Consider the following 26,474-nt stretch of genomic DNA (forward strand, 5'->3'; position numbering starts at 1 on the left):
CGTTGGTAGAAAGGAAACCGGAACATGGGACGGGAGCAAAGAGGTTGCGTGTACCCACTCCTTCCCGGTCGTATGCATCGGATTGACACCCATATTTACGCCACCTTTTCGTCACGGCCTGTGCGCCTCGGATGATCTCCGGAACCGATGCTTTCTCAACCGCCCCGCGGATACGGAGAGATGAAGCGGACCTGAACAGTCCGAAATCTGTCTCTTTGCTGTCAGGCGATCCTTACGCGTCAACTCAGCTTCTTGAAAAGGTAAGTTGCGCGTCGCCTGCGAGCCTCGAAGGCCCGGTTCCAATTGGTCAGCGAAACGCGGCACTTCGGAAGGCAAGGAACATGTCCCGAGTACGCCCGGGAACACGTCACTACACGGTTGTCTGTTCCTCCTGCGGAACCCGCTATGCGGACGACGGCCTCCTCCTCGACTGCTCCCGCGGGCATGAACCGGCATTTCTGCGCACCGAGTACCACGGAACCGGAACGCATCTGACGGAAAGCCGCGGGCTGTTCCGGCACGCCCCCCTGCTGCCCGTGGCGCGCATTTTTCCGGAGGTGCCCGGACCGGTCGTGCACCGCGCAGAACGGCTCGGCCACCGCATCGGCCTCGACCGGCTGTGGGTCGCCTTCAACGGCCACTGGCCCGAACGCGGGGCGAGCTTGCCGACCTGCACCTTCAAGGACCTGGAGGCCTACACGGTCCTCGGCCGCCTGCCCGCCGCGCCGCCCGTCCTGGTGATCCCCTCGGCGGGCAACACCGCCGCGGCCTTCGCCTGGGCCGCCACCCGGCACCGGGTGCCCTGCCTGCTCGTCGTGCCCGCCCCTGCCCTGGAACGGATGCGCTTCCCCGCCCCGCTCGCCCCCTGCGTACGCCTCGTCGTCCTCGACGGCACCGCCACCTACAGCGACGCCATCGCCTGCGCCGACCTGCTCGCCGCGCTCCCCGGCCACCACGCCGAAGGCGGCTCGCGCAACGTCGGCCGCCGCGACGGCCTGGGCACCGTCATGCTGGCCGCCGCCGAGGTGCTGGGCGGGCTGCCGGAGACCTATGTGCAGGCCGTGGGCAGCGGCACCGGAGCCATCGGCGCCCACGAGGCCGCCCGCCGCGTCCGCACCGGCGGCGAGCCGCTGCCGCGCCTGCTGATGTGCCAGAACGCGCCCTTCGCGCCCCTGTACGACGCCTGGCACTGCGCGGGACCGGCCCCGGCCCACCGCGAACACGAGCCGCTCGCCCGCGAACTGACCAACCGGCGCCCGCCGTTCACCGTCCGCGGCGGAGTCCGTGACGTGCTGACCGAGAGCGGCGGCGAGGTCCTCCGTACGGACAACGAAGCCGCGCTCGCCGCCATGGCCCTCTTCGAGGAGGTCGAGGGCATCGACATCGAACCGGGCGCAGGGGTCGCACTGGCCGCCCTGGCCGACGCCGTCGAGAGGGGCCAGGTCCGCAGGGACGAACTCGTGCTCCTCAACATCACCGGCGGCGGCCGGGCCCGTCAGGCCGGCGACCTCGCGCTCGTGCCCGCCGAACCGTGGCTGCGCGTGGCGTGGCCCGGCCGCGACACCGGGCCACGCGCTGTCGTCGAGCAAGTGGAACGGACGCTGACGGGCGCCGGCGCCGTCGTCGTCACGGAGGGCCGATGACCGTCGTACTGGAGCTGTCCGCCGCCCAGCGCTCGATGTGGTTCGGGCAGCGGCTCGACCCCGCCGGCCCCGCCTACAACGTCGGCGAGTACACCGAGATCCACGGGCCCGTCGACCCCGCGCGCTTCCGCGAGGCGGTGCGTGCGGTGGTGGAGGCGACCGAGACGCTGCGGGTCCGCTTCGCCGCCGATGACGACACCGTCCGCCAGCTCGTCGAGGCCGGCCCGGCCTGGGACCTGCCCGTCGTCGACCTCACCGGCGGACCCGCACCCCGGTCCGCCGCCGAGGCGTGGATGGCCGCCGACTTCGCCACGCCGTTCGCCCTCGACGAGGGTCCGCTCTTCCGGTACGCGCTGCTGAAGCTCACGAACGCCCACTGGATCTGGTACCAGCGCTACCACCACATCGCGGTCGACGGCTACAGCTGTTCCCTCATCGCGCGCCGCGTGGCCGACGCCTACACCCACAGGTCCCCGACCCTGCCGCCGGCACCCCTCGCCCCGCTGGTCGCCGAGGACGCGGCCTACCGCGCGGGCGAACGGCACGCCTCGGACCGGGACCACTGGACACAGGCCCTCACGGACCGGCCCGAGCCGGCGAGCCCGTCCGCCCGGCCACCGCAGGTCGCCGAGCGGTTCCACCGCCGTACCGGCCATCTCCCAGAAGCCGCAGGCGACTTGGTGCACGCGGCCGCCGACCGCACCGGCGGCCGCTGGTCGCGCGTCGTCCTCGCGGCGACCGCCGCCTACCTCCACCGGCTCACCGGAGCCCGCGACGTCGTCCTCGGCCTCGCCGTCACCGCCCGCGAGAGCCACACCGAACTCGCCACCCCCGGCATGGCGTCCAACGTGCTCCCGCTGCGGCTGACCGTACGGCCCGACACGGCCGTCGACGACCTCGTACGGCAGACCGCGACCACCACCCGCGAGCTGCTGGCGCACCAGCGGTACCGAGGTGAGGATCTGCGCCGGGAGCTGGACTGGCCGCAGGACGGGCGGCGGTTCTTCGGGCCCGTCGTCAACATCATGGCCTTCGGCTCCGAGTTGCGGTTCGCCGGGCACCCGACCACACGCCACAACCTGTCCACGGGACCCGTCGAGGACCTCGCCGTCAACGTCTACGACCGCGCCGACGGCCACGGCATCCGCCTCGACCTCGACGCGAGTCCCGCCCACTACACGGAAGCCGAACTCACCGCCCACCACCGGCGGTTCGTCCACTTCCTGGAGCGGTTCGCCGCCGCCGGGCCCGCGACCGAGGTCGGCCGGGTGGAGCTGACGCTGCCGGAGGAGCGGGCGGCGGCCCGGCTCGACGGGGGCGAGGCGCACACGGGAGCGACGGTGCCCGGGCTCTTCGCGGCGCGCGTCGCGGCCGATCCGGACGGCACGGCTCTGATCCGGGCTGAACGCACCACCAGCTACCGGCAGTTGGACGCCCACGCGAACCGGCTCGCCCACCGGCTCCTGCGCCTCGGTGTCCGACCGGAGGACCGCGTCGCGGTCCTGATGCGGCGCTCCGACAACCTTGTCACCGCGCTGCTGGGCATCCTCAAGGCGGGCGGAGCGTACGTCGGCCTCGACCCCCGCGCCCCCGCCGCCCGCACCCGGTGGATCCTCGCCGAGACCGGCGCGGCGGCCCTGCTGACCGACACCGCGTTCGCCGAGACAGCCGAGGAGATCTACGACGGCCCTGTCGTCGTCACCGATGCCGCCCCGACGCTCGATGCCGAGCCGGACACCGACCCCGCCGTGCCCGTGCATCCCGCCCAACTGGCGTACGTCAGCTACACCTCGGGATCCACCGGCACCCCGAAGGGCGTCGCCGTCACCCACCGGGACGTCACCGCCCTGGCCGCCGACTCGGCCTTCGCAGACGGCGCCCACGCGCGCGTGCTGGTCCACTCGCCGACCGCGTTCGACGCCTCCACGTACGAGATGTGGGTGCCCTTGCTGAACGGCGGCACCGCAGTGGTCGCCGGGCCGGAGGAGGACGTGGACGCCGCCGCCGTCGCCCGCCTGACGGAGCGACACGGGCTGACGGCGCTGTGGCTCACCGCCGGGCTGTTCCGGCTGGCCGCCGAGGAGGAACCGGGCTGCTTCACGGGGCTGCGGCAGGTGTGGACCGGCGGCGAGGCCGTCCCCGCCTCCGCGGTGAGCCGAGTGCTCGCGGCCTGCCCGGAGCTGACCGTCACCGACGGCTACGGCCCCACCGAGACGACCACCTTCGCCACCAACCGCCCCTGCCCCGCGGGTGCGCCCGTCCCGGACCCGCTGCCCATCGGCCGCCCCCTGGACGGCATGCGCGCGTACGTGCTCGACGGCGCCCTACGTCCGGTCCCGCCGGGCACGGTGGGGGAGCTGTACGCCGCCGGCCCCGGCGTGGCTCGCGGCTACCTGGGCCGCCCGGGCGCGACCGCCGAGCGGTTCGTCGCCGACCCAGACGGGCCGCCGGGCGCCCGCATGTACCGCACCGGCGACCGCGTGCGCGTGAACGCGGACGGCGAGCTGGAGTTCCACGGCCGCGCCGACGGCCAGGTGAAACTGCGAGGCTTCCGTATCGAGCCCGGCGAGATAGAGACGGCCCTCGCCGCCCATCCCGAGGTCGCGCAGGCGGTCGCCGTCGTCCGCGAGGACCGCGACCGGTATCTGGTCGTATACGCAGTCCTCGCCGAGGGCGCGAATCCGACCCCGGAGGCCCTGCGCGAGCACCTCGCCGCCCGGCTGCCCCCCTACATGCTCCCGTCGGCCGTCGTCGCCCTGGACCGGCTGCCGCTGACCGCCAACGGCAAGCTCGACCGGGCCGCGCTGCCCGCCCCGCCGACGGCGACGACCGTACGCACCGAGGCCGCCCGCACCCCGCACGAAGAGCTGCTGTGCACCCTGTTCGCGGACGTCCTGGGCCTGCCGGAGGTCGGCCCGCACGACGGCTTCTTCGCCCTCGGCGGCCACTCGCTGCTCGCCCTGCGGCTCCTGGGCCGAACGCGGGCTGCGCTCGGCACCGAGCTGACGCTGCGCGACTTGTTCCGGGCGCCCACTCCGGCCGGGCTCGCCCGGCAGATCGGTGCGGGGACGGCCGTACGGCCCGCCCTCCCTCGGCCGGCCGCGCGCACCACGGCGGGCGAGGCGCCTTTGTCGTCGGCCCAGCGGCGCCTGTGGTTCCTGCACCGGCTGGAGGGACCCGGCGCCGCCTACAACATCCCGCTCGCCGTACGGCTGACCGGCGGCCCCCTCGACCCGGACGCCCTGCGTGCCGCCCTCGCCGACCTGGTCGCCCGGCACGAGATCCTGCGGACCGTCTACCCGGACGCCGACGGGATTCCGTGCCGGCGTCTGCTGGACGCCGTACGGCCGGAGCCGCGGGTCGAGCGCCTCACGGAGGCCGAACTTACCGGACGGCTGGCGGAGTTGGCGGCGGAGGGGTTCGAGCTGGCCGAGGACATCCCCCTCCGTGCGCATCTCCTCGTCCTCGGTCCCGAGGACCACGTCCTCCTGCTCGTCCTGCACCACATCGCCGCGGACGGCTGGTCGCTGGACCCCCTCCTGCGCGACCTGGCGACCGCCTACCGGTCCCGGCTGGCCGGACGGGAGCCGGAGTGGGTGCCGTTGCCCCTCCACTACGCCGACTACAGCGCCTGGCAGCACGAGCACCTCGGCGCCGACCAGGAACGTCAACTCGCCCACTGGCGCGAGGCGCTCGCCGGACTCCCCGACGAACTCACGCTCCCCGCCGACCGGCCGCGCCCCGCCCGTGCCACCCACCGGGGCGGCGACATCCCCGTCCGACTGGACGCCGCCCTGCACCGACGGCTGCGCGAACTGGCCACCGGGACCGGAACGACCGTGTTCATGGTCGTGCAGGCAGGGCTCGCCGCCCTGCTCACCCGGCTCGGGGCGGGCACCGACATCCCGCTCGGCACACCGGTCGCGGGCCGCGCCGACGAGGTCCTCGACGATCTGGTCGGCTGTTTCGTCAACACCCTGGTCCTGCGCACCGACACCTCCGGCGACCCGGCCTTCCAGGAGCTGCTGGCCCGGGTCCGGGAGACCGACCTGGCGGCCTACGCCCACCAGGACCTGCCGTTCGAGCAGTTGGTCGAGGCCGTCAACCCGCCCCGTTCGATGGCCCGGCATCCGCTCTTCCAGGTGATGCTCGCCTTCCGACCCACCGCCGGACCCGGCCTGGAGCTGCCCGGTCTCGACGCCCGGACGCTGCCCGTGGAGACCGGGGCCACGAAGATCGACCTGACGTTCAACCTCGCCGAACTCGGCTCCGGGGACGGCATCGAGGGCGTCCTGCAGTACAGCGCCGACCTCTTCGACCGCTGTACGGCCGAGGAACTGGCCGCGCGTCTGGAACGGCTGCTGCGGGCCGCCGTCGACGCCCCGGACCGGTCCATCGGCACCCTCGACATCCTGAGCGCGGACGAACGCCGGTGCCTGCTGGCCGAGTTCAACGGCACGGCACGGGATGTCCCGGACACCACCTTCCCGCGGATGTTCGAGGCGAGCGCCGCCTCGGTCCCGGACGCAATGGCGGTGACGGACGCGAAGACCTCGCTGACGTACCGTCAACTCAACGACCGCGCTGATCGGTTGGCGCGCACCCTCACCTCGTACGGTGCCGGGCCCGGCCGCATCGTCGCCTTCTCGCTGCCCCGGTCGGTCGATCTCGCGGTCGCCGTGCTCGCCGTGCTCAAGGCGGGCGCTGCCTATCTACCGCTCGACCCGGAACACCCCGCCGAACGCACGGCCTACCTGCTCTCCGACGCGGCTCCGGTGTGCCTGATCACCCGGGACCGGCTCCCAGCCATCGCCCGGGACCAGCGTCCTGTCGACCTGCCCATCGTCCTTCCTGATGCGCCCCCGGACGATCCGGACACCCCCCTCGCCGAGGCCCGCCCCGCCGACCCCGCCTACCTGATCTACACCTCCGGTACCACCGGACGCCCCAAGGGCGTCGTCGTCGAGCACCGCAACCTCACCACCTACGTGGCCCGGTGCGTCGAGGCCTACCCGAGCCTGCGCGGCGCCTCGCTGCTGCACGCCACCATGTCCTTCGACGCCACCGTCACCACCCTGCACGGGGCGCTGGCCGCCGGCGGCCGCGTCCACATCGGCGCCTTCCACGAGGCGGGCGCCGCGCCCCTGCCCGGCGGCTACACCTTCCTCAAAGCGACTCCGAGCCACCTCCCGCTGCTGCCCGCCCTGCCGCACGACCTCTCGCCCACCGAGGAGTTCATGCTGGGCGGCGAGGCCCTGGTCGGGGAGGCCCTGCGCGCCTGGCGCCGCGACCACCCCCACGTACGCCTGATCAACCACTACGGCCCGACCGAGCTCACCGTCGGCTGTACCGACCACCGCATCGAACCCGGCGAGGACCTCCCGACCGGCCCGGTGCCCATCGGCCGCCCCATGTGGAACACGCGGGCCTACGTCCTGGACGCGCGCCTGAATCCCGTACCGGCCGGGGTCGAGGGCGAGTTGTACGTGGCCGGAGACCATGTGGCCCGCGGCTACTGGAACCGGCCCGGCCTGACCGCCCAGCGGTTCGTCGCCGACCCCTTCGGGCCGCCCGGCGACCGCATGTACCGCACCGGCGACCTGGCTGTGCGCCGCGCCGACGGCACCCTGGAACTGCGCGGGCGGTCCGACGGGCAGCTCAAGATCCGCGGTCTGAGGATCGAGCCCGGCGAGATCGAGGGCGTGCTCACCGCCCACCCCACGGTCGCCCAGGCCGCGGTGGTCGTGCGGGAGGACCGGGCGGGCGTACGGCGCCTCGTCGGATACGTCGTCGGGGCCGGCGACGCCGACCGGCCCGCCCTCCTCGCGCACGCCGCCCGGCACCTGCCGGCCAATATGGTCCCCGAGGCACTCGTGGCCCTCGACGCCCTGCCGATGACGCCCAACGGCAAGCTGGACCGCGCCGCCCTGCCCGCGCCCGAAGCCGCTCGGGAGGCTCCGGGCGCGGCGCGGGTGCCCCGCACCCCGCAGGAGGAGACCCTTCGGGAGCTGTTCGCCGAGGTGCTCGACGTCGCCGAGGTGGGCCTCGACGACGGGTTCTTCGACCTCGGCGGCGACAGCATCACCTCCATCCACCTAGTGAGCCGCGCCCTCGCGGCGGGACTGCGCCTGACCCCGCGCGACGTCTTCGAACAGCGGACCGTCGCCGCGCTCGCCGCACTGGCGGCGGCCCGCCCTGCGCCGGAGCGGACCGAGGAGCAGGAGCCGGCGGTCGGCGATCTACCGCTCACCCCGGCCATGCACCGTCTGCTCGAACGCGGCGGTCCCGTCGGCTCGTTCAGCCAGTCCGTGCTCCTTGTCACCCCCGCCGGCGCCGACGAGAAGCGGCTGACGGCGGCGCTCCAGGCCCTCGTGGACCACCACGACGTCCTGCGGATGCGCCTCGCGGCCGAGGACCTGAGGGCGGTCATCCCGCCTCCCGGGCATGTGGACGCGAGCGAGCTGCTGGAGCGGATCGCCGTACCGGATGGGGACTTCGGGCACGTTCGTCAACCGCGGGTGGATACGGACCACTTGCTGCACGCCCTCTGGCTCGACGCCGGACCCGATCGCCCTGGACGACTGCTGCTGACGGTCCATCACCTGGCTGTGGACGGAGTCTCCTGGAGCATCCTCCGCTCCGACCTGACCGCCGCCTGGCGCGAGGAGGAGCTGTCCACGCCGGGCACGTCCTTCCGGCACTGGGCCCGGTTGCTGGAGCGGGAGGCTCGGGAAAGGGCGCCCGAACTCGCCGTATGGCGAAAGGTGTTGGACCACTCCGATCCACTGCTCGGAGCCCGTCCCACCGACCCGGAGCGGGACGTGGCCGGCGCGATGCGCCACCTCACCCGGGAACTCCCGGCCTACGTCACCGCCGAGTTGCTCACCACCGTGCCCGCCGCCTTCCACGCGGGCCCCGACGACGTGCTGCTCGCCGCGCTGGCCGCCGCCTTCGTCCGGTGGCGGCGCCATCCGGCTCTCCTGCTGGACGTCGAGCGGCACGGCCGCGAGGAGTTCGCCGAGGGGGTCGACCTGTCCCGCACGGTGGGCTGGTTCACCAGTGTCGTGCCGGCCCGGCTCGACCTCGCCGGAGTCGACCTCGACGATCCGGCCGGCGTCCTCAAGAGCGTCAAGGAACAGCTGCGGTCCGTGCCCGACCACGGCATCGGCCACGGTCTCCTCCGGCACCTCAACCCGGAGACCGGCCCGGTCCTCGCCGCGCTTCCCGCCCCGCAGATCGGCTTCAACTACCTCGGGCGTACGGCCGCCCGGGAGCCGATGGCCGACTGGTCGGTGGCGCCCGAATCGCCACGGAACCTGGGCGCGGCCCACGACCCCGCCCAGCCCGTCGCGCACGGCCTGGAGATCACCGCCGTGACCACCGCCGACGGCCGGCTCGACGCCACCTGGTCCTGGGCCCCCGGCATCTGGTCCGAGGACGACGTACGCACCCTCGCCGACCTGTGGTGCGCGGAACTCGCCGCCCAGGCCGCCGGCACCCCGGCGGGCGGACACACCCCGTCCGACCTGCCCCTGGTGTCCCTGTCCCAAGCAGAGATCGACGAACTCGAAGCCGAGTTCGGCAATGAGTGGAGGTAACCCACGGTGACTCGGTCAGCAATCGCCGACATCCTGCCCCTGTCGCCGTTGCAGGAAGGGCTGCTCTTCCACGCCCGCTACGACGACGAGCGGTCACCCGACGTCTACGCGGCCCAGCAGATCCTGGAGCTGACCGGCCCGGTCGACCCCGCCGCCGTACGCGCCGCCGGGCAGGCCCTGCTCGACCGGCACCCCAACCTGCGCGCCTGCTTCCGCCGCCGGGAGGCCGGGCAGCCCGTGCAGATCGTGCCCACCGATGTCGAACTGCCCTGGGCGGAGGCCGACTTGTCGGACCTCGGCGAGGGCGAGCGCGACAAGGAGTGGGAGCGGCTGCTGGACGAGGAGCGCACCCGCCGCTTCGACCTCGCGAAGCCGCCGCTCCTCAGGTACCTGCTGGTCCGCTGGTCCTTGGACCACCACCGGCTGGTCGTCACCAACCATCACATCCTGCTCGACGGCTGGTCGAAGCAGCTGCTCGTGCGCGAGTTCACCGCCCTGTACGAGGGCGAGCACCCGACCGCCCTGCCGGTGGCGCCCGCCTACCGCGACTACCTCGCCTGGCTGGCCCGGCAGGACCGCACCGCCGCCGAGACGGCCTGGCGCGACGCGCTGTCCGGGACGGGCGAGCCCACACTGCTCACCCCCACGGGGGTCGACGCCGCCACCGTGCTGCCCGAGGAACTCGTCGTCGAACTCCCTGAGCGGCTGACCGCCGCCGCCGAGACCACGGCCCGCTCCCTCGGCATCACCCTCAACACCCTCGTCCAGGGCGCCTGGGGCGTGCTGCTGGGGCGGCTGACCGGCCGTACCGACGTCGTCTTCGGGCAGACCGTCACGGTCCGCCCGCCCGAGCTGCCGAACATCGCCTCGATGGTCGGCTTCTGCATCAACACCGTGGCCACCCGCGTGTGCTGGGACGACGGCGCCACCGTCGCCGACCTGCTCACCGGCCTCCAGGACCGGCAGGCGGCCCTCCTTCCGCACCAGCACCTCGGCCTCGCCGACATCCGCCGCGCCACCGGCGCGAGCGGCGAGCTCTTCGACACCCTGTTCGCCTTCGAGAACCATCCGGCCACCGTCGGCCCCGGAGCGTCCCGGGTCACCCAGCTCACCGGCCGCGACGCCACCCACTACCCGCTCACCCTCGCCGTCCTGCCCGCCCGCCGCCTCGCCCTGCGCCTGTCCTACCGGCCCGACCTGTACGACGAGACCGGCGCCCGCACCCTGCTGGACCGCTTCGCCGTCACCCTGGAAGCGCTGGTCACCGACCCGCACCGGCGCGCACACGAGGTGGAGGTACTGCTGCCGGGGGAGCGGGAACGGCTCCTCGGTGCGGCACCCGCCGGGCACACCCGGGAGGCCACCCTGCCCGAGCTGTTCGCCCGCCAGGCCGCCCACACCCCCGACGCGACCGCCGTAGTGCACGAGGGCGTCCGGCTGACCTATGCCGAACTGGACGCCCGCGCGGACCGCCTCGCGCGGCTGCTGGCGGCCCGTGGCGCGGGACCGGAGCGGCTGGTCGCCCTCGCACTGCCCCGCTCGCCGGAGCTGGTGGTGGCCGTGCTGGCGGTACTCAGGACAGGTGCGGCCTACTTGCCGATGGACCCCGAGTACCCGGCGGACCGGCTGGCCTTCATGCTCGCCGACGCCGAACCGGTGCTGCTGGTGACGACCGAGGACGTGGCTCAGAACCTGCCCGCCTCGGACGTCCCCGTGGTCGTGCCCGGCGAGCAGCCGCAGCAGGACACGGCACCGCTGCCCGCACCGCGCCTGACCGGCGATCACCTCGCCTACGTCATCTACACCTCCGGCTCCACGGGACAGCCCAAGGGGGTCGCCGTACCGCACCGGAACGTGATCCGGCTCTTCGAATCGACCCGCCACTGGTTCGACTTCGGCCCGGACGACGTGTGGACGCTGTTCCACTCCTACGCCTTCGACTTCTCGGTCTGGGAGCTGTGGGGAGCGCTGCTGCACGGCGGCACGCTCGTGATCGTGCCGTTCGAGGTGAGCCGCGAGCCGGAGGAGTTCGTGCGGCTGCTCGCACGCGAACGGGTCACCGTGCTGAACCAGACGCCGTCGGCGTTCGGGGAACTGCTGCGGGCCGGCGTCCCCGGCGACCTGGCGCTGCGGTACATCGTCTTCGGCGGCGAGGCACTCGACCCGGCCCAGGCCGCCGAGTGGTACACGCGCCGCCCGCAGGACACCCCCGTCCTGGTGAACATGTACGGCATCACCGAGACGACCGTCCACGTCACGGGACAGCCGCTGAGCGCGGGCCGGGTGAGCGGGATCGGCCGGACCATTCCCGATCTGCGCGCCTACGTCCTGGACGCCGGCCTGCGCCTCGTACCCCCCGGCGCGACCGGCGAGCTCTACGTCGCCGGTGTGGGTCTGGCGCGCGGATATCTGGGCCGGCCGGGGCTCACCGCGGGGCGGTTCGTGGCCGATCCGTTCAGCACCTCCGGCGAACGCATGTACCGGACAGGCGACCTGGCCCGGTGGAGCGCCGAGGGCGAGCTGGAGTACGTGGGCCGCGCGGACGACCAGGTCAAGATCCGCGGCTTCCGCATCGAACCCGGCGAGGTCGAGGCGGCGCTCGCCGCCCATCCCGAGGTGGCGCGTGCGGCCGTCCTCATCCGCGACGGACGGCTGGTGGGCTACGTCGCCGCCGCCGACCCCTCGTGCGCCCCCGCCCCGGCGACGGTACGGCGGCACGCGGCCCGGACGCTGCCGGACCACATGGTTCCGTCGGCCGTCGTGGTCCTGGACCGGCTGCCGCTGACCGCCAACGGCAAGCTCGACCGCGCCGCCCTGCCCGCCCCCGGCACCGGGGCGGGGGCAGGAACAGGCCGGGCCCCGCGCACCCCGCAGGAGGAGATCCTGTGCGGCCTGTTCGCCGACGTGCTGGGCCTCGACGCCCGCCGCGTGGGCGTGGACGACGGCTTCTTCGAGCTCGGCGGGGACTCGCTGCTCGCCATGCGGCTCGCCGACCGGATCAAGGGCGCGCTCGGCACCACGCTGCCCGTACGAGCCGTCTTCGAGACCCCGACGCCCGCCGGACTCTCGGCCCGGGCGGACCGGACGGCGGACGAGCGGCGGCCCGAACTCACACGCCGGGACCGGCGACCGGACCCGCTTGCGCTGTCGTACGCCCAGCAGCGCCTGTGGTTCATGAGCCGCCTCGACGGCGGCCACACCACCTACACCGTGCCCTGGGCCCTGCGCCTGACCGGCCCCCTCGACCGGCAGGCCCTCAAGGCGGCGCTCGCCGACGTCGTCGCCCGCCACGAGCCCCTGCGCACACGCCACCCGGACGTCCGGGGCACCCCGTACCAGCGGATCCTGGACCCGGCCGCCGCACCGCTGCCCATGGGGACGGAAACGGCCACCGAGGCCGAGCTGCCCGCGCTGCTCACCGCCGCCGCGGGCCACCGCTTCGACCTGGCCACCGACCTGCCGCTGCGCGCCACCCTCTACGACCTCGGCGCCGACACGCACGTCCTGCTGCTGCTCGCCCACCACATCGCCGTGGACGGCTGGTCCATGGCACCGCTGATGCGCGACCTGGAGACGGCGTACGCAGCCCGGTCGGCGGGGCACGCGCCCGACTGGCGGCCGCTGCCCGTCCAGTACGCCGACTTCGCCTGCCACCAGCGCGAACTGCTCGGCCCCGAGGACGACCCCACGGAACTGATGGCCGACCAGATCGGCTTCTGGAAGGAGGCGTTGAGCGGCGCCCCCGAGGAACTGCCCCTCCCGGCCGACCGCCCGAGGCCCGCCGAGCCCAGCGGCCGAGGGGACCGCGCCGCCGTCGCGCTCGACGCGCAACTGCACGGCAGGCTCGCCGACCTGGCCGCGTCCTCGCGCGTCACGCTCTTCATGGTGCTCCAGGCGGGATTCGCCGCCCTGCTGACCCGGCTCGGATCCGGCACCGACATCCCCCTCGGCACGCCGGTCGCCGGGCGGACCGACGGCAGGCTGGACGACCTCGTCGGATTCTTCGTCAACAGCCTCACCCTGCGCACCGACACCTCCGGCAATCCCTCCTTCCGTGAACTCCTGCACCGGGTAAGGGACATCGACCTGGCCGCCTACGCCCACCAGGACGTGCCCTTCGACCTCCTCGTGGACGCGCTCAGCCCCGAACGCTCCCTCGCCCGCCACCCCCTCTTCCAGGTCATGCTGGCCTTCACCGGCCACACGACCGAGCCCGGCCTCTCGCTCCCCGGCCTGCGGGTCTCCCGCGAGTCCGTCGAGACCGGGGCCGCCCGCTTCGAGCTGTCCCTGTACCTGACCGAGCACCGTCACGACGACGGTTCCCCCGCGGGCATCGACGGCGTCGCCGAGTACAGCACCGACCTGTTCGACCCCGACACGGCCGAGCGGCTCGCACGGCGACTCGTCCGTCTGCTCACCGCCGTCGCCGCCGACCCCGACCGGCGCATCGGCGACATCGACCTCCTCGACGAGGGTGAGCGGCGACGCCTCGACGAGTGGAACACCGTCCCGGGCGACGCGACCGAGACCTCCCTTGCGGAGCTGTTCCGGGAGCAGGCACGCCGCAGCCCGGACGCACCGGCCCTGAACGAGCTCTCGTACGCCGAACTCGGCACGCGGGCCGACCGGTTGGCCCGCGTGCTGGCCGGCCGCGGGGTCGGACCCGGCGATGTCGTGGCGGTGCTGATGCCGCGTTCCGCCGACCGGATCGTCGCGGTCCTGGCGGTCGCGCTGGCCGGTGCGGCGTTCCTGCCGGTGGACCCCGGGCTGCCCCGCGAGCGCATCGACTTCCTGCTGGACGACGCCCGCCCGTCCTATGTCCTCCAGGACGTGAACGCGGACGGCCCGGCGGGCGAGCCGCCGACGGCGTACCACCCGCGCCAGGCCGCGTACGTCATCCACACCTCGGGCTCGACGGGCGTGCCGAAGGGCGTCGTCGTGGAGAACCGCGGGCTCGCCGCCCTGGCACGGACGCAGATCGAACGCTTCGGCCTCGGCGCGGGCTCCCGCGTGCTGCAGTTCTCGGCGCCCGGCTTCGACGCGTCGGTGATGGAGCTGCTGATGGCGTTCGCCTCCGGCGGGACCCTGGTGGTACCGGCCGAGCCCGGCCCGCTGGTCGGCGAGGCCCTCGAACGGGCCCTGCGGGAGGGCGGGATCACCCACGCCCTCATCCCGCCCGCCGCGCTCGCGACGCTCCCCGCCGGCGACCTTCCCGGGCTGCGGACCCTGGTCGTGGGCGCGGAGGCGTGCCCGGGCGAGCTGGTGGCCCGGTGGGCGCCGGGCCGGCTCATGGCCAACGCCTACGGGCCGACCGAGTCGACGGTGTGCGCGACGATCAGCGTGCCGCTGTCGGGCGACCAGGCTCCGCCCATCGGCCGGCCCGTGGCCGGCACCCGGGCGCACGTGCTGGATGCCTGGCTGCGGCCGGTGCCGCCCGGAGCGGTCGGCGAGTTGTACCTCGCCGGCGCGGGCGTGGCACGCGGCTACCTGGGCCGGCCGGGACTGACGGCGGGGCGGTTCGTCGCCGACCCGTTCGGCGCGCCCGGCGACCGCATGTACCGAACGGGCGACCTGGTGCGCTGGTCGGCCGAGGGCGAGCTGGAGTACACGGGCCGGGCGGACGACCAGGTCAAGATCCGCGGCTTCCGCGTCGAGCCCGGCGAGATCGAGGCCGTACTGGTCCGGCACCCGGACGTCGCCCGCGCGGCCGTGGTCGTCCGGGAGGACGAGCCCTCCGAGCGGCGCCTGGTCGGGTACGTCGTTCCGCGGGACCCTCGCCGCGCCCCCGACCCGGCGGCGGTGCGCTCGCACGCGGCGCGGGCGCTGCCGGACTACATGGTGCCGTCGGCGCTCGTCGTGCTCGACGCCCTGCCGCTGACCCCGCACGCCAAGCTCGACCGCAAGGCGCTGCCCGCTCCCACGACGGCCGGGGCGCCGGGTGGCAGGGAGCCCGCGACGGAAGCCGAGCGGATCCTCGCCGGTCTCTTCCGCGACCTCCTCAAGCTGGCCGACGTTCCCCTCGACCACGGGTTCTTCGCCCTCGGCGGGGACAGCATCTCCTCGATCCGGCTGGTGAGCCGGGCCGCGGAGGCCGGCGTGGTGATCAGCCCGCGTGATGTGTTCGAGCATCAGACGGTGGCCGGGCTGGCGGCCGTGGCGCGGGGGCCGGTGGGAGCCGGCAGCACGGACGAGCAGGACGACGGTGTCGGGACGGCGCCGCTCACTCCGGTGATGCACTGGCTGCTGGAACGCGGCGGACCGATCGACCGGCTCAGCCAGTCCGTCCTGCTGACGGTCCCGGCCGGCGCCGGCCTCCCACGCCTGACCGAGGCCCTGCAGGCCCTGATCGACCACCACGCCGTGCTCCGGGCCCGGCTCACCCCGGTCCCCGCCCCAGGGCCTGCGTCGGAAGTGGGCCCGCCCTCCGGGCGGACGACGCCACTTCCGACACAGGCCCTCGACATCCGCCCGGCAGGCCGGGTGCGCGCCGCCGACCTGCTCGACCGCCGGGACACCGGCGGGGACGAGGACCTGCACGCGGCCGTCGCCGAGGAATTCGACCGGGTGCTCGGTTTGCTCGATCCGGCGGCCGGGGCGATGGTGCGCGCCGTGTGGTTCGACGCCGGGCCCGACCGTCCGGGGCGCCTGCTGCTCGTCGCGCACCACCTGGTCGTGGACGGCGTGTCCTGGCGGATCCTGCTGCCCGACCTGGAAGCGGCGTGGGCCGCGGTCGTCCAGGGGCGCGCTCCGAAGCTCCCTGAGGTCGGCACGTCGTTCCGCCGCTGGTCCGGGCTGCTGGGCGACGAGGCCCACAGGCCCGCGCGCGTCGCCGAGGCGGAGCTGTGGCGCCGTATGCTCGCCGCCCCGCGCACCCCGCTGGGCGCCCGCCCGCTCGACCCCGCACGAGACACCGCCGCCGGCACGCGCTCGCTCCGCCTCACCCTGCCCCCCGAGGCGACCGGGCCGCTGCTCACCACCGTCCCCGCCGCCTTCGGCACCGGCACGCAGGACGTGCTGCTCACCGGCCTCGCCCTGGCCCTCGCCGACCGCCAGGGCTCCCCGCACGTCCTCGTCGACGTCGAGGGACACGGCCGCGAGGAACTGACCCGCGGACTCGACCTGTCCCGTACGGTCGGCTGGTTCACCTCGCTCTACCCGGTCCACCTCGACCTGGAGGGCATCGACCTCGCCGACGCGCTGGCCGCCGGCCCCGCCGCCGAGACCGCGGCCCGCCGGGTCGGCGAGCGGCTTCGCGGGCTGCCCGACCACGGCATCGGGTTCGGCCTGCTGCGCCACCTCAACCCCGACACGGCGCCCGGTCTGACCGAGCACCCCGCCCCCGCGGTCGGCTTCAACTACCTGGGCCGGTTCACCGCACCCGCAGACACCGCCGAGTGGGCCTTCGCCCCGGAGTCCGCGGCGCTCGGCAGCGGCACCGACCCCGGCCTCGGCACCGCCCACGCACTCGACCTCAACGCGGTCGTCCACGACTCCGGCACCGGACCCCGGCTGGTCGCCGACTGGTCGTGGCCGGACGGCGTACTGACCGAGGCGGAGGTGCGCGCCCTGGCCGACGCCTGGTTCGCCGCGCTCACCGCACTCGTCGCCCGGGCCGAGCACGCCCCGGGGACGGAGAGCCTCTCGCTGTCCCAGGACGAACTCGCCTTGTCCCAAGACGAACTTGCCTTGTCCCAGGACGAACTCGACGAACTCGCCGCGGGCCTCGACGGCTAGCACCATCCAAGAGAGACGGTGAGAATCCCATGACGACCGCGCGGCCCGCGCAAGTCGACGTACTGCCCCTGACACCGCTCCAGGAGGGCCTGCTCTTCCACGCCCTGTACGAGCGGGAGCGGGACGCCCGGGACGTCTATCTGGTCCAGCTGGTCTTCGACCTCGACGGCACCCTGGACGCCACCCGGCTGCGGACCGCCGCCCAGGCCCTGCTGGACCGGCATCCGACCCTCCGGGCGGCCTTCCGGCGCCGCCGCGGCGGCCAGCCGGTGCAGGTCGTGCCGCGCCGGGCCGCGCTGCCGTGGACCGAGACCGACCTTACGGGTCCCGACACCGACACCGAGGAGGAGTGGGCACGGCTGCTGGACGAAGACCTCGGCCGCGGCTTCGACCCCGCCACCCCGCCGCTGATCCGCTGCACCCTGGCCCGCACGGGCGAGCGACGGCACCGCCTCCTCGTCACCCACCACCACATCCTGCTCGACGGCTGGTCGGTCTCCGTCCTGCTGCGCGAACTCCTCGCCCTGTACGAGGCCGGTGGCGACCCCGCCGCACTGCCGCCGGCGCCGCCCTACCGCACGTTCCTGGACTGGCTGGGCCGCCGGGACCGTACGGCCGCCGAATCCGCCTGGCGTCAGGCGCTGACCGGAGTGGCGCAACCGACCCGCCTCGCCGAGCACGCCCCGGACGGCCGCGGCTCCGGCGACCTCGCACAGGCCCACCTGGAAATACCGGCGGACACCGGCACCGCCCTGACCGCCCTGGGCCGGAGGCTGGGCGTCACCGTGAACACCCTCGTCCAGACCGCCTGGGCGATCCTGCTCAGCCGTACGACGGGGCACGACGACGTCGTCTTCGGCGCCACCGTCTCCGGCCGCCCGGCCGAACTGCCCGGCGTGGAGTCGATGGTCGGCCTGTTCATCAACACCGTCCCCACCCGCGTCCGGCTACGCCCCGACGAACCCGTGAGCGGGCTGCTGCGCCGGGTCCAGGACGGATACGTCCGGCTGCTCGACCACCATCACCTGGGGCTCGCCGACATCCAGCGGGCGGCCGGCACACCCGAACTCTTCGACACGCTGGTCGTGTTCGAGAACTATCCGACGGACCAGCAGGCCACCGACCCGGGTGACGGTGTGCGGGTCGTCGGCACGGGCGGGTGTGACGCGACCCACTACCCCGTGACGCTGGTGGCTGTCCCCGGCCCCCGGCCGCGCTTCCGGCTGGCCTACCGGCCCGACCTGTTCGACGCCGAGTGGGCCGAGGCCACGCTCGCCCGCCTCGTACGGCTCCTGAAGATCATGGCGACCGATCCGCAACTGCCGCTCGGCCGTGTCGGACTGACCTCCCGGGATGAATCCCCACGCACCGAACCGGCCCCGGCGACCCGCACGCTCACCGACCTGTGGGCCGCACAGGTCACCGCCACCCCGGACGCCGAGGCCGTGCTGGACCGCGGCGCCGGCCTGACATACCGCGAACTGGACGACCAGGCCGACCGGTTGGCCCGTCGGCTCGTCTCCATGGGGGCCGGCCCCGAGCGGGTCGTCGGCATCGCGCTGCCGCGTACGGCGGATCTGGTCGTCGCCGTCCTCGGCATCCTGAAGTCCGGTTCCGCCTATCTGCCGCTCGACCCGGCCTACCCGCCCGACCGTCTCGCCTACATCGTCGACGACGCCCGGCCGGTCGTCGTCCTGGCCACCCACGACACGGCCGCGGTACTGCCCGAGGGGACCGCGGTGCTGCTCCTCCCCGACATGAGGGACGGTCAGAATCTCGGGACCGCACCCGCGTCGTCGCCCGACAGCCTCGCCTGCGTCACCTACACCTCAGGCTCCACCGGACGGCCCAAGGGCGTGGCGGCGACCCACCGGAGCGTCGTCGAGTTCGTCGAGTGGACGCACACCGCGCTCGGGGCCGAGCGACTGGCCAAAGTGCTGTTCTCCACCTCGCTCAACTTCGACGTGTCCGTCTTCGAGATCTTCTCGCCGCTGCTGTGCGGCGGCCGTATCGAGATCGTCGAGAACCTGCTGGCGCTGGGCGCGGCAGACGGCTGGGACGCGAGCCTGATCAGCGGGGTGCCCTCGGTCATGGCCACCGTCGTCGCCGACCGCCCGGACGTCTCCCCTCAGGTCGTCGCGCTGGGCGGCGAACCCATCCCCGAGCAGCTCCTCACCGACCTCGGGGCCGCCTTCCCCGGCGCGCGGATCATCAACTTCTACGGGCCCACCGAGGCGACCGTCTACGCCACCGCCTGGCAGTCCGACGTCGATCCGTACGGCAAGGACGGTCCGCCGCCGCTCGGCCGCCCGCTCGCCCGCAACCGCCTGCGTCTCCTCGACCAGGCCCTCCAACCGGTGCCCGACGGCGTGCCGGGGGAGGTCTACCTGGCGGGCGGCGGACCGGCCCGCGGCTACCTCGGCCGCCCGGGACTGACCGGGCAGCGGTTCGTCGCCGACCCGTTCGGCGGTCCCGGGGAGCGGATGTACCGGACGGGAGACCTGGCGGTGCGCGGCTTCGACGGGCAGCTGCGTTTCCTCGGCCGGGCCGACCACCAGGTCAAGATCCGCGGCTTCCGCGTCGAACTCGGCGAGATCGAAGCCGTGTTGGCGGCCCACCCGGCCGTGACACACGCGGCCGCCGCGGTACGCGAGGACCAGCGCGGCGAGCGGCAGCTCGTCGCCTACGCCGTGACGACCGCCGAACCGGCCTCGTTGCGCGCCCACTTGGCCCGAACACTGCCCGCTCACATGGTCCCCTCGGCAGTCGTCGTCCTCGACCGCCTTCCGCTCACCGCCAGCGGCAAACTGGACCGCAAGGCCCTGCCCGCACCCGGGACACCGGCCGGCCGTACGCGCAGCGCCCCGCGCACCGAGCAGGAGGAACGGCTGCGGGCGATCGTCGCCGACGTCCTCGGCCTCGACCCGCTCCGAGTCGGCGTCCACGACGGCTTCTTCGACCTCGGCGGGCACTCCCTGCTGGCCCCCCGGCTCACCGCCCGGATCCGTACCGAACTCGGCGCCGAACTGCCCCTGCGGGCCGTCTTCGAGACGCCGACCGTGGCCGCACTGGCACGGAGGCTGACCGGTGGGAGCGGGACCGGGGCCGTGGCGGCCTCCGGGCGGTCGGCCCTGGACGTCGTACTCCCGCTGCGTACCCGGGGCGACCGTGAGCCGCTGTTCTGCCTGCCGCCCGCATCCGGGCTGGCCTGGGGATTCGCCGGGCTGACCCGTCATCTCGACCCCGACCGGCCGCTGTACGGACTGCAGTCCCGCGGGCTGCTCCCCGGAACACCGCGGTCGCACAGCCTGGCGGAGGCCGTCGCCGACCACACCGCCCGCATCCGCGAGATCCAGCCCCGAGGCCCCTACCACCTGCTCGGTTACTCCATGGGCGGCCTCGTCGCCCACGGTGTCGCCACGGCACTCCAGGCGGCGGGGGAACGGGTCGCGCTGCTGGCGATGCTCGACTCCTTCCCCGGGGCATGGACCAGCCAGGGCCCGCGTCCCACGGACCGGCCGGCCGTGCTGAGCAGCCTCCTCGCCATCCTGGGGCGGCAGGTGCCGCCGTCGCCGCAGGAGCTGACCGACGCCCGGTTCACCGAGCTGGTGCGCGCCGTGCCCGACCTCCCGGGCAGTCTCGACGACCCCGAACTCGCCGCCCTGGTCGAGGTGACGGCGGACAACCGGCGTCTGCTGGAGGAATTCGCCCCCGCTTCGTACCGCGGTGACCTGCTGCTCTTCACCGCCGCACAAGATCCGGACGCGCACCCGGACCGGCCCGGCTCCTGGCAGCCGTACATCCAAGGCCGCGTCGACCACCACGACATCCCCTGCGCCCACGGCGAGATGACCCGGCCCGCGTCGCTGGACCGGATCGGACCCGTGCTCGACCGGCGGCTCCGCACGACCCCTTCCACACCCGACAGGAGCAACTCCGCATGACCACCAACCCGTTCGACGACGACACCCTCGAACACCACGTCCTGGTGAACGACGAGGGCCAGCACTCACTGTGGCCCGCCTTCGCCGAGGTCCCGGCCGGCTGGACCGTCGTCCACGGCCGCGCGAGCCGCGAGGACTGCGTGGCGTACGTCGAGGAGCACTGGACCGACATGCGGCCCAAGAGCCTGATCCAGGCCATGGGCGAGTGACGAAGCACGGAAGCGACAACGGAAACGACGGCGGAAGCGACAACGAGAGGAACACCGGGATGACCACGCGGCGGACGATCGCCCCCGGCGAGCTGGACACGCTGGACCTGGCCGATCCGCGGTTGCATGCCGAGAGCGACCTGTCCGCCGTGTGGCGTCACCTGCGGGAGCACGAGCCGGTCCACTGGAACCCGGCCACCGGCTCGGCCCCCGGCTTCTGGGTGGTGACCCGGCACGCCGACGTCACCTCCGTGTACCGCGACAGCACCCGCTTCACCTCCGAGGGCGGCAACGTCCTGGAGACCCTGCTGGCCGGCGGCGACTCCGCGGCCGGCCGCATGCTCGCCATCACCGACGGGCAGCGACACGCCGGACTGCGCCGCATCCTGATGTCCGCGTTCACGCCGCGTGCCCTGGAGCCGATCGTCGCCAGTGTGCGCGGCACGGTCCAGCGGCTGCTGCGGGACGCGATCGAGAAGGGCACGTGCGACTTCGCCGCCGACGTCGCGGCGGGCATTCCGCTCGGCGCCATCTGCGACCTGCTCGGCGTGCCCGACAGCGACCGGGCCCATGTGCTGAGCCTGACGTCCTCGGCGCTGGGCTCGCACCAGGCGGACAGTACGGCGGCCGACGCCTGGATCGCCAAGAGCGAGATCCTGCTCTACTTCGCGGGCCTCGCCCGCGACCGGCGCGAGGGCGGCCACGCCGACGTCATCGCACTGCTGGCGGGCAGCGAGGTGAACGGACTGCCGCTGGACGACGACGAGATCATGCTCAACTGCTACAGCCTCATCCTCGGTGGCGACGAGACGGCCCGGCTGTCGATGGTGGGCGCCGCCCTCGCCCTCCTCGAGCACCCCGACCAGTGGCGGGCACTCAAACGCGGTGACGTGTCCATCGACACGGCCGTCGAGGAGATGCTCCGCTGGACGACCCCCGCCCTGCACTCGGGGCGCACCGCGACCACCGACACCGAGATCGCCGGCCACCCGATCAGGACCGGGGACATCGTCACCATCTGGAACGCCTCCGCCAACCACGACGAGCGGGTCTTCGACGCCCCCGACCGGCTGCGGCTCGACCGCGTGCCCAACAAGCACATCACCTTCGCCTACGGCCCGCACTTCTGCCTCGGCGCCTATCTGGCCCGGGCCGAGATCGGGGCCGTACTGGCCGGACTGCGCGATCTGGTCGCGGAGTGGGAACAGACCGGCCCGGCACGACCCGTCTACTCCAACTTCCTCAGCGGCCTGAGCTCGTTGCCGCTGGCACTCAAGGGCACCTGAGCCCGTGTCCGGACCGTCGGTCCGGCATCATCTACTCGTCCGCCCGCATCAGCGAACCCTGGGAGCCCGTCATGCCCCGTTCCGAAGCACGCGTCGCCACCGACCGCCCGCACCGCTATGCCAAGCAGCTCGCCTCCCACCTCGGCCGGCGCAGCGAGACCAGCTGGGACGAGGAGACCGGCGTGGGCCGCCTGGTCTTCCAGAACGAGGGGACCGGATCCCTCACCGCGACCGAGGGTGCCCTGCTGCTCGCGGTGGAGTCCGACGCCGAACACCTCGCCATCCTCGAGGACGTCGTCGGCCGTCACCTGGTCCGCTTCGGCACCAAGGACGAGCTGGTGGTCGAGTGGCACCGCGACACCGGCGAGCCCGGCACGACACAGCGCAACGACTCCGACTGACGGCACCCGGGCCGGCACCTGGTCGGGCACCGATCCGTCTGCCGACAGCACCCCGGCCAGTCCCGACCCGCGTATCACGGGCCCTCGGACACGCAGCCCACATGCGCCATCGCCTGCTTCAGCAGGACCCCGTGACCGCCCGGCATCTCGTTCTGCACCGCAGGGGACAGGGCCTCCTGCGGGCTGAACCAGACCAGGTCCAGGGCGTCCTGCCGGGGCCGGCAGTCGCCGGCCACCGGCACGACGTAGGCGAGGGACACCGCGTGCTGGCGGGGGTCGTGGTACGGCGTGACCCCCTGCGTCGGGAAGTACTCGGCCACGGTGAAGGGCTGCAGGGAGGACGGGACGCGGGGGAGGGCGACCGGGCCGAGGTCCTTCTCCAGGTGACGCAGGAGGGCGTCACGGACGCGCTCGTGGTGCATCACCCGGCCCGACACCAGGGTCCGGCTGACCGTTCCGTCCGGGCCGATGCGGAGCAGCAGTCCGATGCTGGTGACTTCGCCGCTGTCGTCGACGCGCACGGGCACGGCCTCGACGTACAGGATCGGCAGGCGGGCGCGCGCCATTTCGAGCTCGTCGGGATTCAGCCAACCCGGCGTGGTTTCGGTCATGTCAGACATTGCTTGATCATACTTTCAGAAGGTGCCGGAACAGCGGTTGTGCTCACAGAGTTCTCAGCGCTCACAGATTCTCAGCGCTTTCGGCGCTCGCAGCGCTCTCAACGTTTGACGGCCACCGCGCCGAACTGCGGCACCGCGGCGGGAGTGTCGGGCTCGGCGCGCCACTGCGAACACGACACCAGACCCGGTTCGAGCAAGTGAAGCCCGTCGAAGAACGCGGCGATGTCCTCCCGGCTACGGGCGGTGACCGGCGGCGTGGCGTTCTCGTTCCAGAACTTCATGGCCGGGATCTGGCCCTCGCCGCCCAGGTCGGCGTCGAAGGTGGGGTGGGTGAGAACCAGACAGCTGCCCGGGGGCACCGCGGCCATGACCCGCCGCGCGATGTCCCGTGCCTTCTCCGCGTCGAGTACGAAGTTGAGGATGCCCAGCATCATCACCGCGACCGGCTTGCCGAAGTCCAGGGTCCGTGCGGCGCGTTCGAGGATGGCGTCCGGGTCGTGCACGTCGGCGTCGATGTAGTCGGTGACACCTTCGGAGGTGCTGGTCAGCAGGGTGCGGGCGTGGACCAGCACGATCGGGTCGTTGTCGACGTAGACGATGCGCGAGTCGGGGGCGATCCGCTGGGCGATCTCGTGGGTGTTCTCCACCGTCGGCAGTCCGGTGCCGATGTCGAGGAACTGCCGTATCCCCTGCTCCTCGGCGAGGAATCGCACCGCCCGGCCCAGGAACCAGCGGTCCGCGCGGGCGACCTCCCGAATGAGCGGGAACATTCCGGCCACGTGCTCGCCGACCTGCTGATCGACCTCGTAGTTGTCCTTGCCGCCGATCCAGTAGTTCCAGACGCGGGCGTTGTGCGCCACACCGGTGTTCAGCCTCGCCGACCCGTCTGACTTGGTGTGGCTCTCGCTCACCTGTTCGCTCCTTGCTTCGCGCCTGCGGCCGTCGCCGCCATTGTGCCGTCCGATGATCAGCTTGTCCCGGAAACGGCCCCAGCGGAAGAGGGCGGCCCGACTGCGGGAAACTCAGTCGAACGCGGCGGGGTTCGCCGTGGGCGTCCGGCCGGCCAGCACGTCCGTCAGCCGCTGGGTGCCCCGCGTCACCGCCCGCTCGAAGGAGTCGTCCTCGTCCCCGTCGAGTCCGCCGGTGGTGACGGTGAGGGCGTCACTGCCGACGCGTACGGCGGCGACGTCGAGGGTGAGCGTGGCCGGTGCGCCGGCTGCCGTGCCCTGCACCGTCACGTGCAGGCCCTGCCGGGCGTCGCCCGTCTGCGGGACCGAGGTCTCGGTCACCTGCACGGTCCGCTGCTCGCCTGCGGCATTGGTCGCGGTGAACTGGTCGCACTTGACCGGCAGCGACTTCAGCCAGGCCAGCGAGGCGTCCAGTGCGGCCCGGTCGTAGGCGGCGACCTGGTGGAGCAGGCGGGAGTCGTCCTGCTGGAAGCCCCTGAGGGCGGACGCCCCGGACGGTTCGCCCAGCAGATCGTCGTCGTAGAGGGCGTCGAGCAGCTTCTGGCAGTCGGCGGCGTCGGCCTTGGCGGTGAGGAAGTCCGCGACGTCGACCGTGCCGATGAGCAGGGTGTCGCTCCAGGCGGCCGCGTCCCGGACCTGGGTCCAGTCGTCCTCGAGGTCGGCCTCGGTGACCAGTGCGGCCTGCGCGCCCGCCGCGGTGAGGCGGCCGGACGCGGTGGGGGTCGGCGTCTGCCGCGCGGCCCGGGGCGATGCAGTCGGGGACTTCTCGGCGGCGGACGACGCGGCGACGTCCGAGGCTCCCGAATCGCCACCGCCACCGCCGTCGCCGTCCGAACAGGCCGTCGTGGTCAGCAGTGCGCCCGCCGCGAGGGCCGAGGCGAACAACCGGACGATGGGGGTACCCCCCGTGCCTTTGAGGCAAGAGGGGAAGGACGGACGACAGGTCATCGCGGAAGCCTCCTGAGAACAACGCGGTACGTGCCCTCAGCGCACCATCGGCCCCCGCTGTGCACCAGCGCACCGGACTGTTCGGGTGAGCCGCTCCCGGTTACCGGCCCGGCCGGCGCGCCTTCACGCCCCCGGCTGCACCTGCCCGTGCTGCCAGGCCCAGGCCGCGATCTCGACTCGGTTCCGCGCGGCCAGCTTGAGCTGGACGCTGGACAGGTGCGTCTTGACCGTGGAGAGGGAGACGTACAGCTCGGCGGCGATCTCGGCATTCGTCCGGCCCAGGGCGACCAGGCGGACCACCTCGGACTCGCGCTCGGTGAGGGGTTCCGTGGGCGGCGCGGGGCGGGACCGGGCAGCCGGCCGCGGGGACTCGGTGACGTGCTTGAGCAGGCGGACGGTGACCGAGGGGGAGACGAGCGAGTCGCCGGCCGCGGCCGCGCGGACCGCCTCAGCCAGGAGGGTCGGCCCGGAGTCCTTGAGCAGGAACCCGCACGCCCCGCCGCGCAGCGCCCCGTACACGTACTCGTCGAGGTCGAAGGTGGTGACCACGACCACCCGCATCGGGTCGGGCACGTCCGGGCCCGCCAGCAGCCGGGTCGCCGCCAGCCCGTCCAGCCTCGGCATCCGGATGTCCAGCAGGCACACGTCCGGCCGCACCTCGCGGGCGAGCGCGACGGCCGTCTCGCCGTCGGCGGCCTCGGCGACCACCGTGATGTCGGGCTGCGCGTCCAGGAAGAAGCGGAAGCCGGTGCGGACCATGTCCTGGTCGTCGGCGATGAGGACACGGATGGGCGCGCCGGGCGGGGTGGGGCTCGTCATGGCTCGATCATGCCTCAGGGCGTGTACGGGACGACGGCCCGCCGGCGTATGCGGCGGGCCGTCCCGGCGGTGGTCTGTCGGCGGTGTCTGGTCGGCCGTGGCCTGTCGGCAGTGTCCGGCGGATGGTGGTCTGTCGGCGGTGGTCGGTCGGTAGTGTCCGGCGGATGGTGGTCTGTCGGCGGTGGTCGGTCGGTAGTGTCCGGCGGATGGTGGTCTGTCGGCGGTGGCCTGTCGGCAGTGTCCGGCCGACGGTGGGTCCGTCAGCAGTCGCCAGTCGCCAGTCGCCAGTCGCCAGTCGCCAGTC

At 73.5% G+C, this 26,474-nt stretch carries 11 protein-coding genes; 7 read left to right on the top strand and 4 right to left on the bottom strand.

The window, feature by feature from the left end; translation table 11 throughout:
• The first annotated feature begins 341 nt into the window (after window positions 1-341).
• The 7 genes from Q4V64_RS47570 to Q4V64_RS47600 all read left to right on the top strand — a co-directional run bounded on the left by Q4V64_RS47570 (window position 342) and on the right by Q4V64_RS47600 (window position 22,815).
• Window positions 342-1,643, top strand: a complete 1,302-nt coding sequence (locus tag Q4V64_RS47570) for a cysteate synthase (RefSeq protein ID WP_124444997.1) — start codon at window positions 342-344, stop codon at window positions 1,641-1,643.
• Window positions 1,640-9,241: a non-ribosomal peptide synthetase gene (locus tag Q4V64_RS47575; RefSeq protein WP_124444998.1), complete on the top strand. Its 7,602-nt coding sequence runs from the start codon at window positions 1,640-1,642 to the stop codon at window positions 9,239-9,241. Before Q4V64_RS47570 ends, Q4V64_RS47575 begins: the two co-directional genes overlap by 4 nt.
• A 6-nt stretch (window positions 9,242-9,247) precedes the next feature.
• The gene (locus Q4V64_RS47580; protein ID WP_124444999.1) at window positions 9,248-16,975 is read left to right on the top strand and encodes a non-ribosomal peptide synthetase; all 7,728 of its coding nucleotides are present in this window, start codon (window positions 9,248-9,250) and stop codon (window positions 16,973-16,975) included.
• Between the two features lie 29 nt (window positions 16,976-17,004).
• Entirely contained in the window at window positions 17,005-20,919 is a 3,915-nt protein-coding gene (locus Q4V64_RS47585) for a non-ribosomal peptide synthetase (protein ID WP_124445000.1), read from the top strand.
• On the top strand, window positions 20,916-21,128 hold the full coding sequence (locus Q4V64_RS47590; protein WP_124445001.1) for an MbtH family protein: 213 nt from the start codon (window positions 20,916-20,918) through the stop codon (window positions 21,126-21,128). The genes Q4V64_RS47585 and Q4V64_RS47590 overlap by 4 nt, the downstream gene beginning before the upstream one ends.
• A 59-nt stretch (window positions 21,129-21,187) precedes the next feature.
• Complete coding sequence (locus tag Q4V64_RS47595; RefSeq protein WP_124445002.1) at window positions 21,188-22,414, top strand: cytochrome P450; 1,227 nt, start codon at window positions 21,188-21,190, stop codon at window positions 22,412-22,414.
• 71 nt (window positions 22,415-22,485) lie between these two features.
• The gene (locus Q4V64_RS47600; protein ID WP_124445003.1) at window positions 22,486-22,815 is read left to right on the top strand and encodes a DUF2218 domain-containing protein; all 330 of its coding nucleotides are present in this window, start codon (window positions 22,486-22,488) and stop codon (window positions 22,813-22,815) included.
• 74 nt (window positions 22,816-22,889) lie between these two features.
• Here the strand turns inward: Q4V64_RS47600 and Q4V64_RS47605 are convergent, their stop codons facing one another.
• The 4 genes from Q4V64_RS47605 to Q4V64_RS47620 all read right to left on the bottom strand — a co-directional run bounded on the left by Q4V64_RS47605 (window position 22,890) and on the right by Q4V64_RS47620 (window position 26,170).
• Entirely contained in the window at window positions 22,890-23,426 is a 537-nt protein-coding gene (locus tag Q4V64_RS47605; protein ID WP_172629564.1) for an NUDIX hydrolase family protein, read from the bottom strand.
• Window positions 23,427-23,533: 107 nt separating this feature from the next.
• On the bottom strand, window positions 23,534-24,346 hold the full coding sequence (locus Q4V64_RS47610) for an SAM-dependent methyltransferase (RefSeq protein ID WP_124445005.1): 813 nt from the start codon (window positions 24,344-24,346) through the stop codon (window positions 23,534-23,536).
• Between the two features lie 111 nt (window positions 24,347-24,457).
• Window positions 24,458-25,351 (bottom strand): hypothetical protein, encoded by an 894-nt coding sequence (locus Q4V64_RS47615; RefSeq protein ID WP_124445006.1) that lies wholly within the window; start codon window positions 25,349-25,351, stop codon window positions 24,458-24,460.
• A 123-nt stretch (window positions 25,352-25,474) separates the two neighbouring features.
• Window positions 25,475-26,170: a response regulator transcription factor gene (locus tag Q4V64_RS47620; protein ID WP_124445007.1), complete on the bottom strand. Its 696-nt coding sequence runs from the start codon at window positions 26,168-26,170 to the stop codon at window positions 25,475-25,477.
• Between the last annotated feature and the right edge of the window lie 304 nt (window positions 26,171-26,474).

Source organism: Streptomyces sp. NL15-2K (genome assembly GCF_030551255.1).
In the GTDB taxonomy this organism is placed as follows: Bacteria; Actinomycetota; Actinomycetes; order Streptomycetales; family Streptomycetaceae; genus Streptomyces.

What these genes read in the sequence shown, in the direction of transcription:
- Q4V64_RS47570 (WP_124444997.1), top strand. Translation starts at nt 342, where the DNA reads ATGTCCCGAGTACGCCCGGGAACACGTCACTACACGGTTGTCTGTTCC.
- Q4V64_RS47575 (WP_124444998.1), top strand. Translation starts at nt 1,640, where the DNA reads ATGACCGTCGTACTGGAGCTGTCCGCCGCCCAGCGCTCGATGTGGTTC.
- Q4V64_RS47585 (WP_124445000.1), top strand. Translation starts at nt 17,005, where the DNA reads ATGACGACCGCGCGGCCCGCGCAAGTCGACGTACTGCCCCTGACACCG.
- Q4V64_RS47590 (WP_124445001.1), top strand. Translation starts at nt 20,916, where the DNA reads ATGACCACCAACCCGTTCGACGACGACACCCTCGAACACCACGTCCTG.
- Q4V64_RS47595 (WP_124445002.1), top strand. Translation starts at nt 21,188, where the DNA reads ATGACCACGCGGCGGACGATCGCCCCCGGCGAGCTGGACACGCTGGAC.
- Q4V64_RS47600 (WP_124445003.1), top strand. Translation starts at nt 22,486, where the DNA reads ATGCCCCGTTCCGAAGCACGCGTCGCCACCGACCGCCCGCACCGCTAT.
- Q4V64_RS47605 (WP_172629564.1), bottom strand. Translation starts at nt 23,426, where the DNA reads ATGACCGAAACCACGCCGGGTTGGCTGAATCCCGACGAGCTCGAAATG.
- Q4V64_RS47615 (WP_124445006.1), bottom strand. Translation starts at nt 25,351, where the DNA reads ATGACCTGTCGTCCGTCCTTCCCCTCTTGCCTCAAAGGCACGGGGGGT.
- Q4V64_RS47620 (WP_124445007.1), bottom strand. Translation starts at nt 26,170, where the DNA reads ATGACGAGCCCCACCCCGCCCGGCGCGCCCATCCGTGTCCTCATCGCC.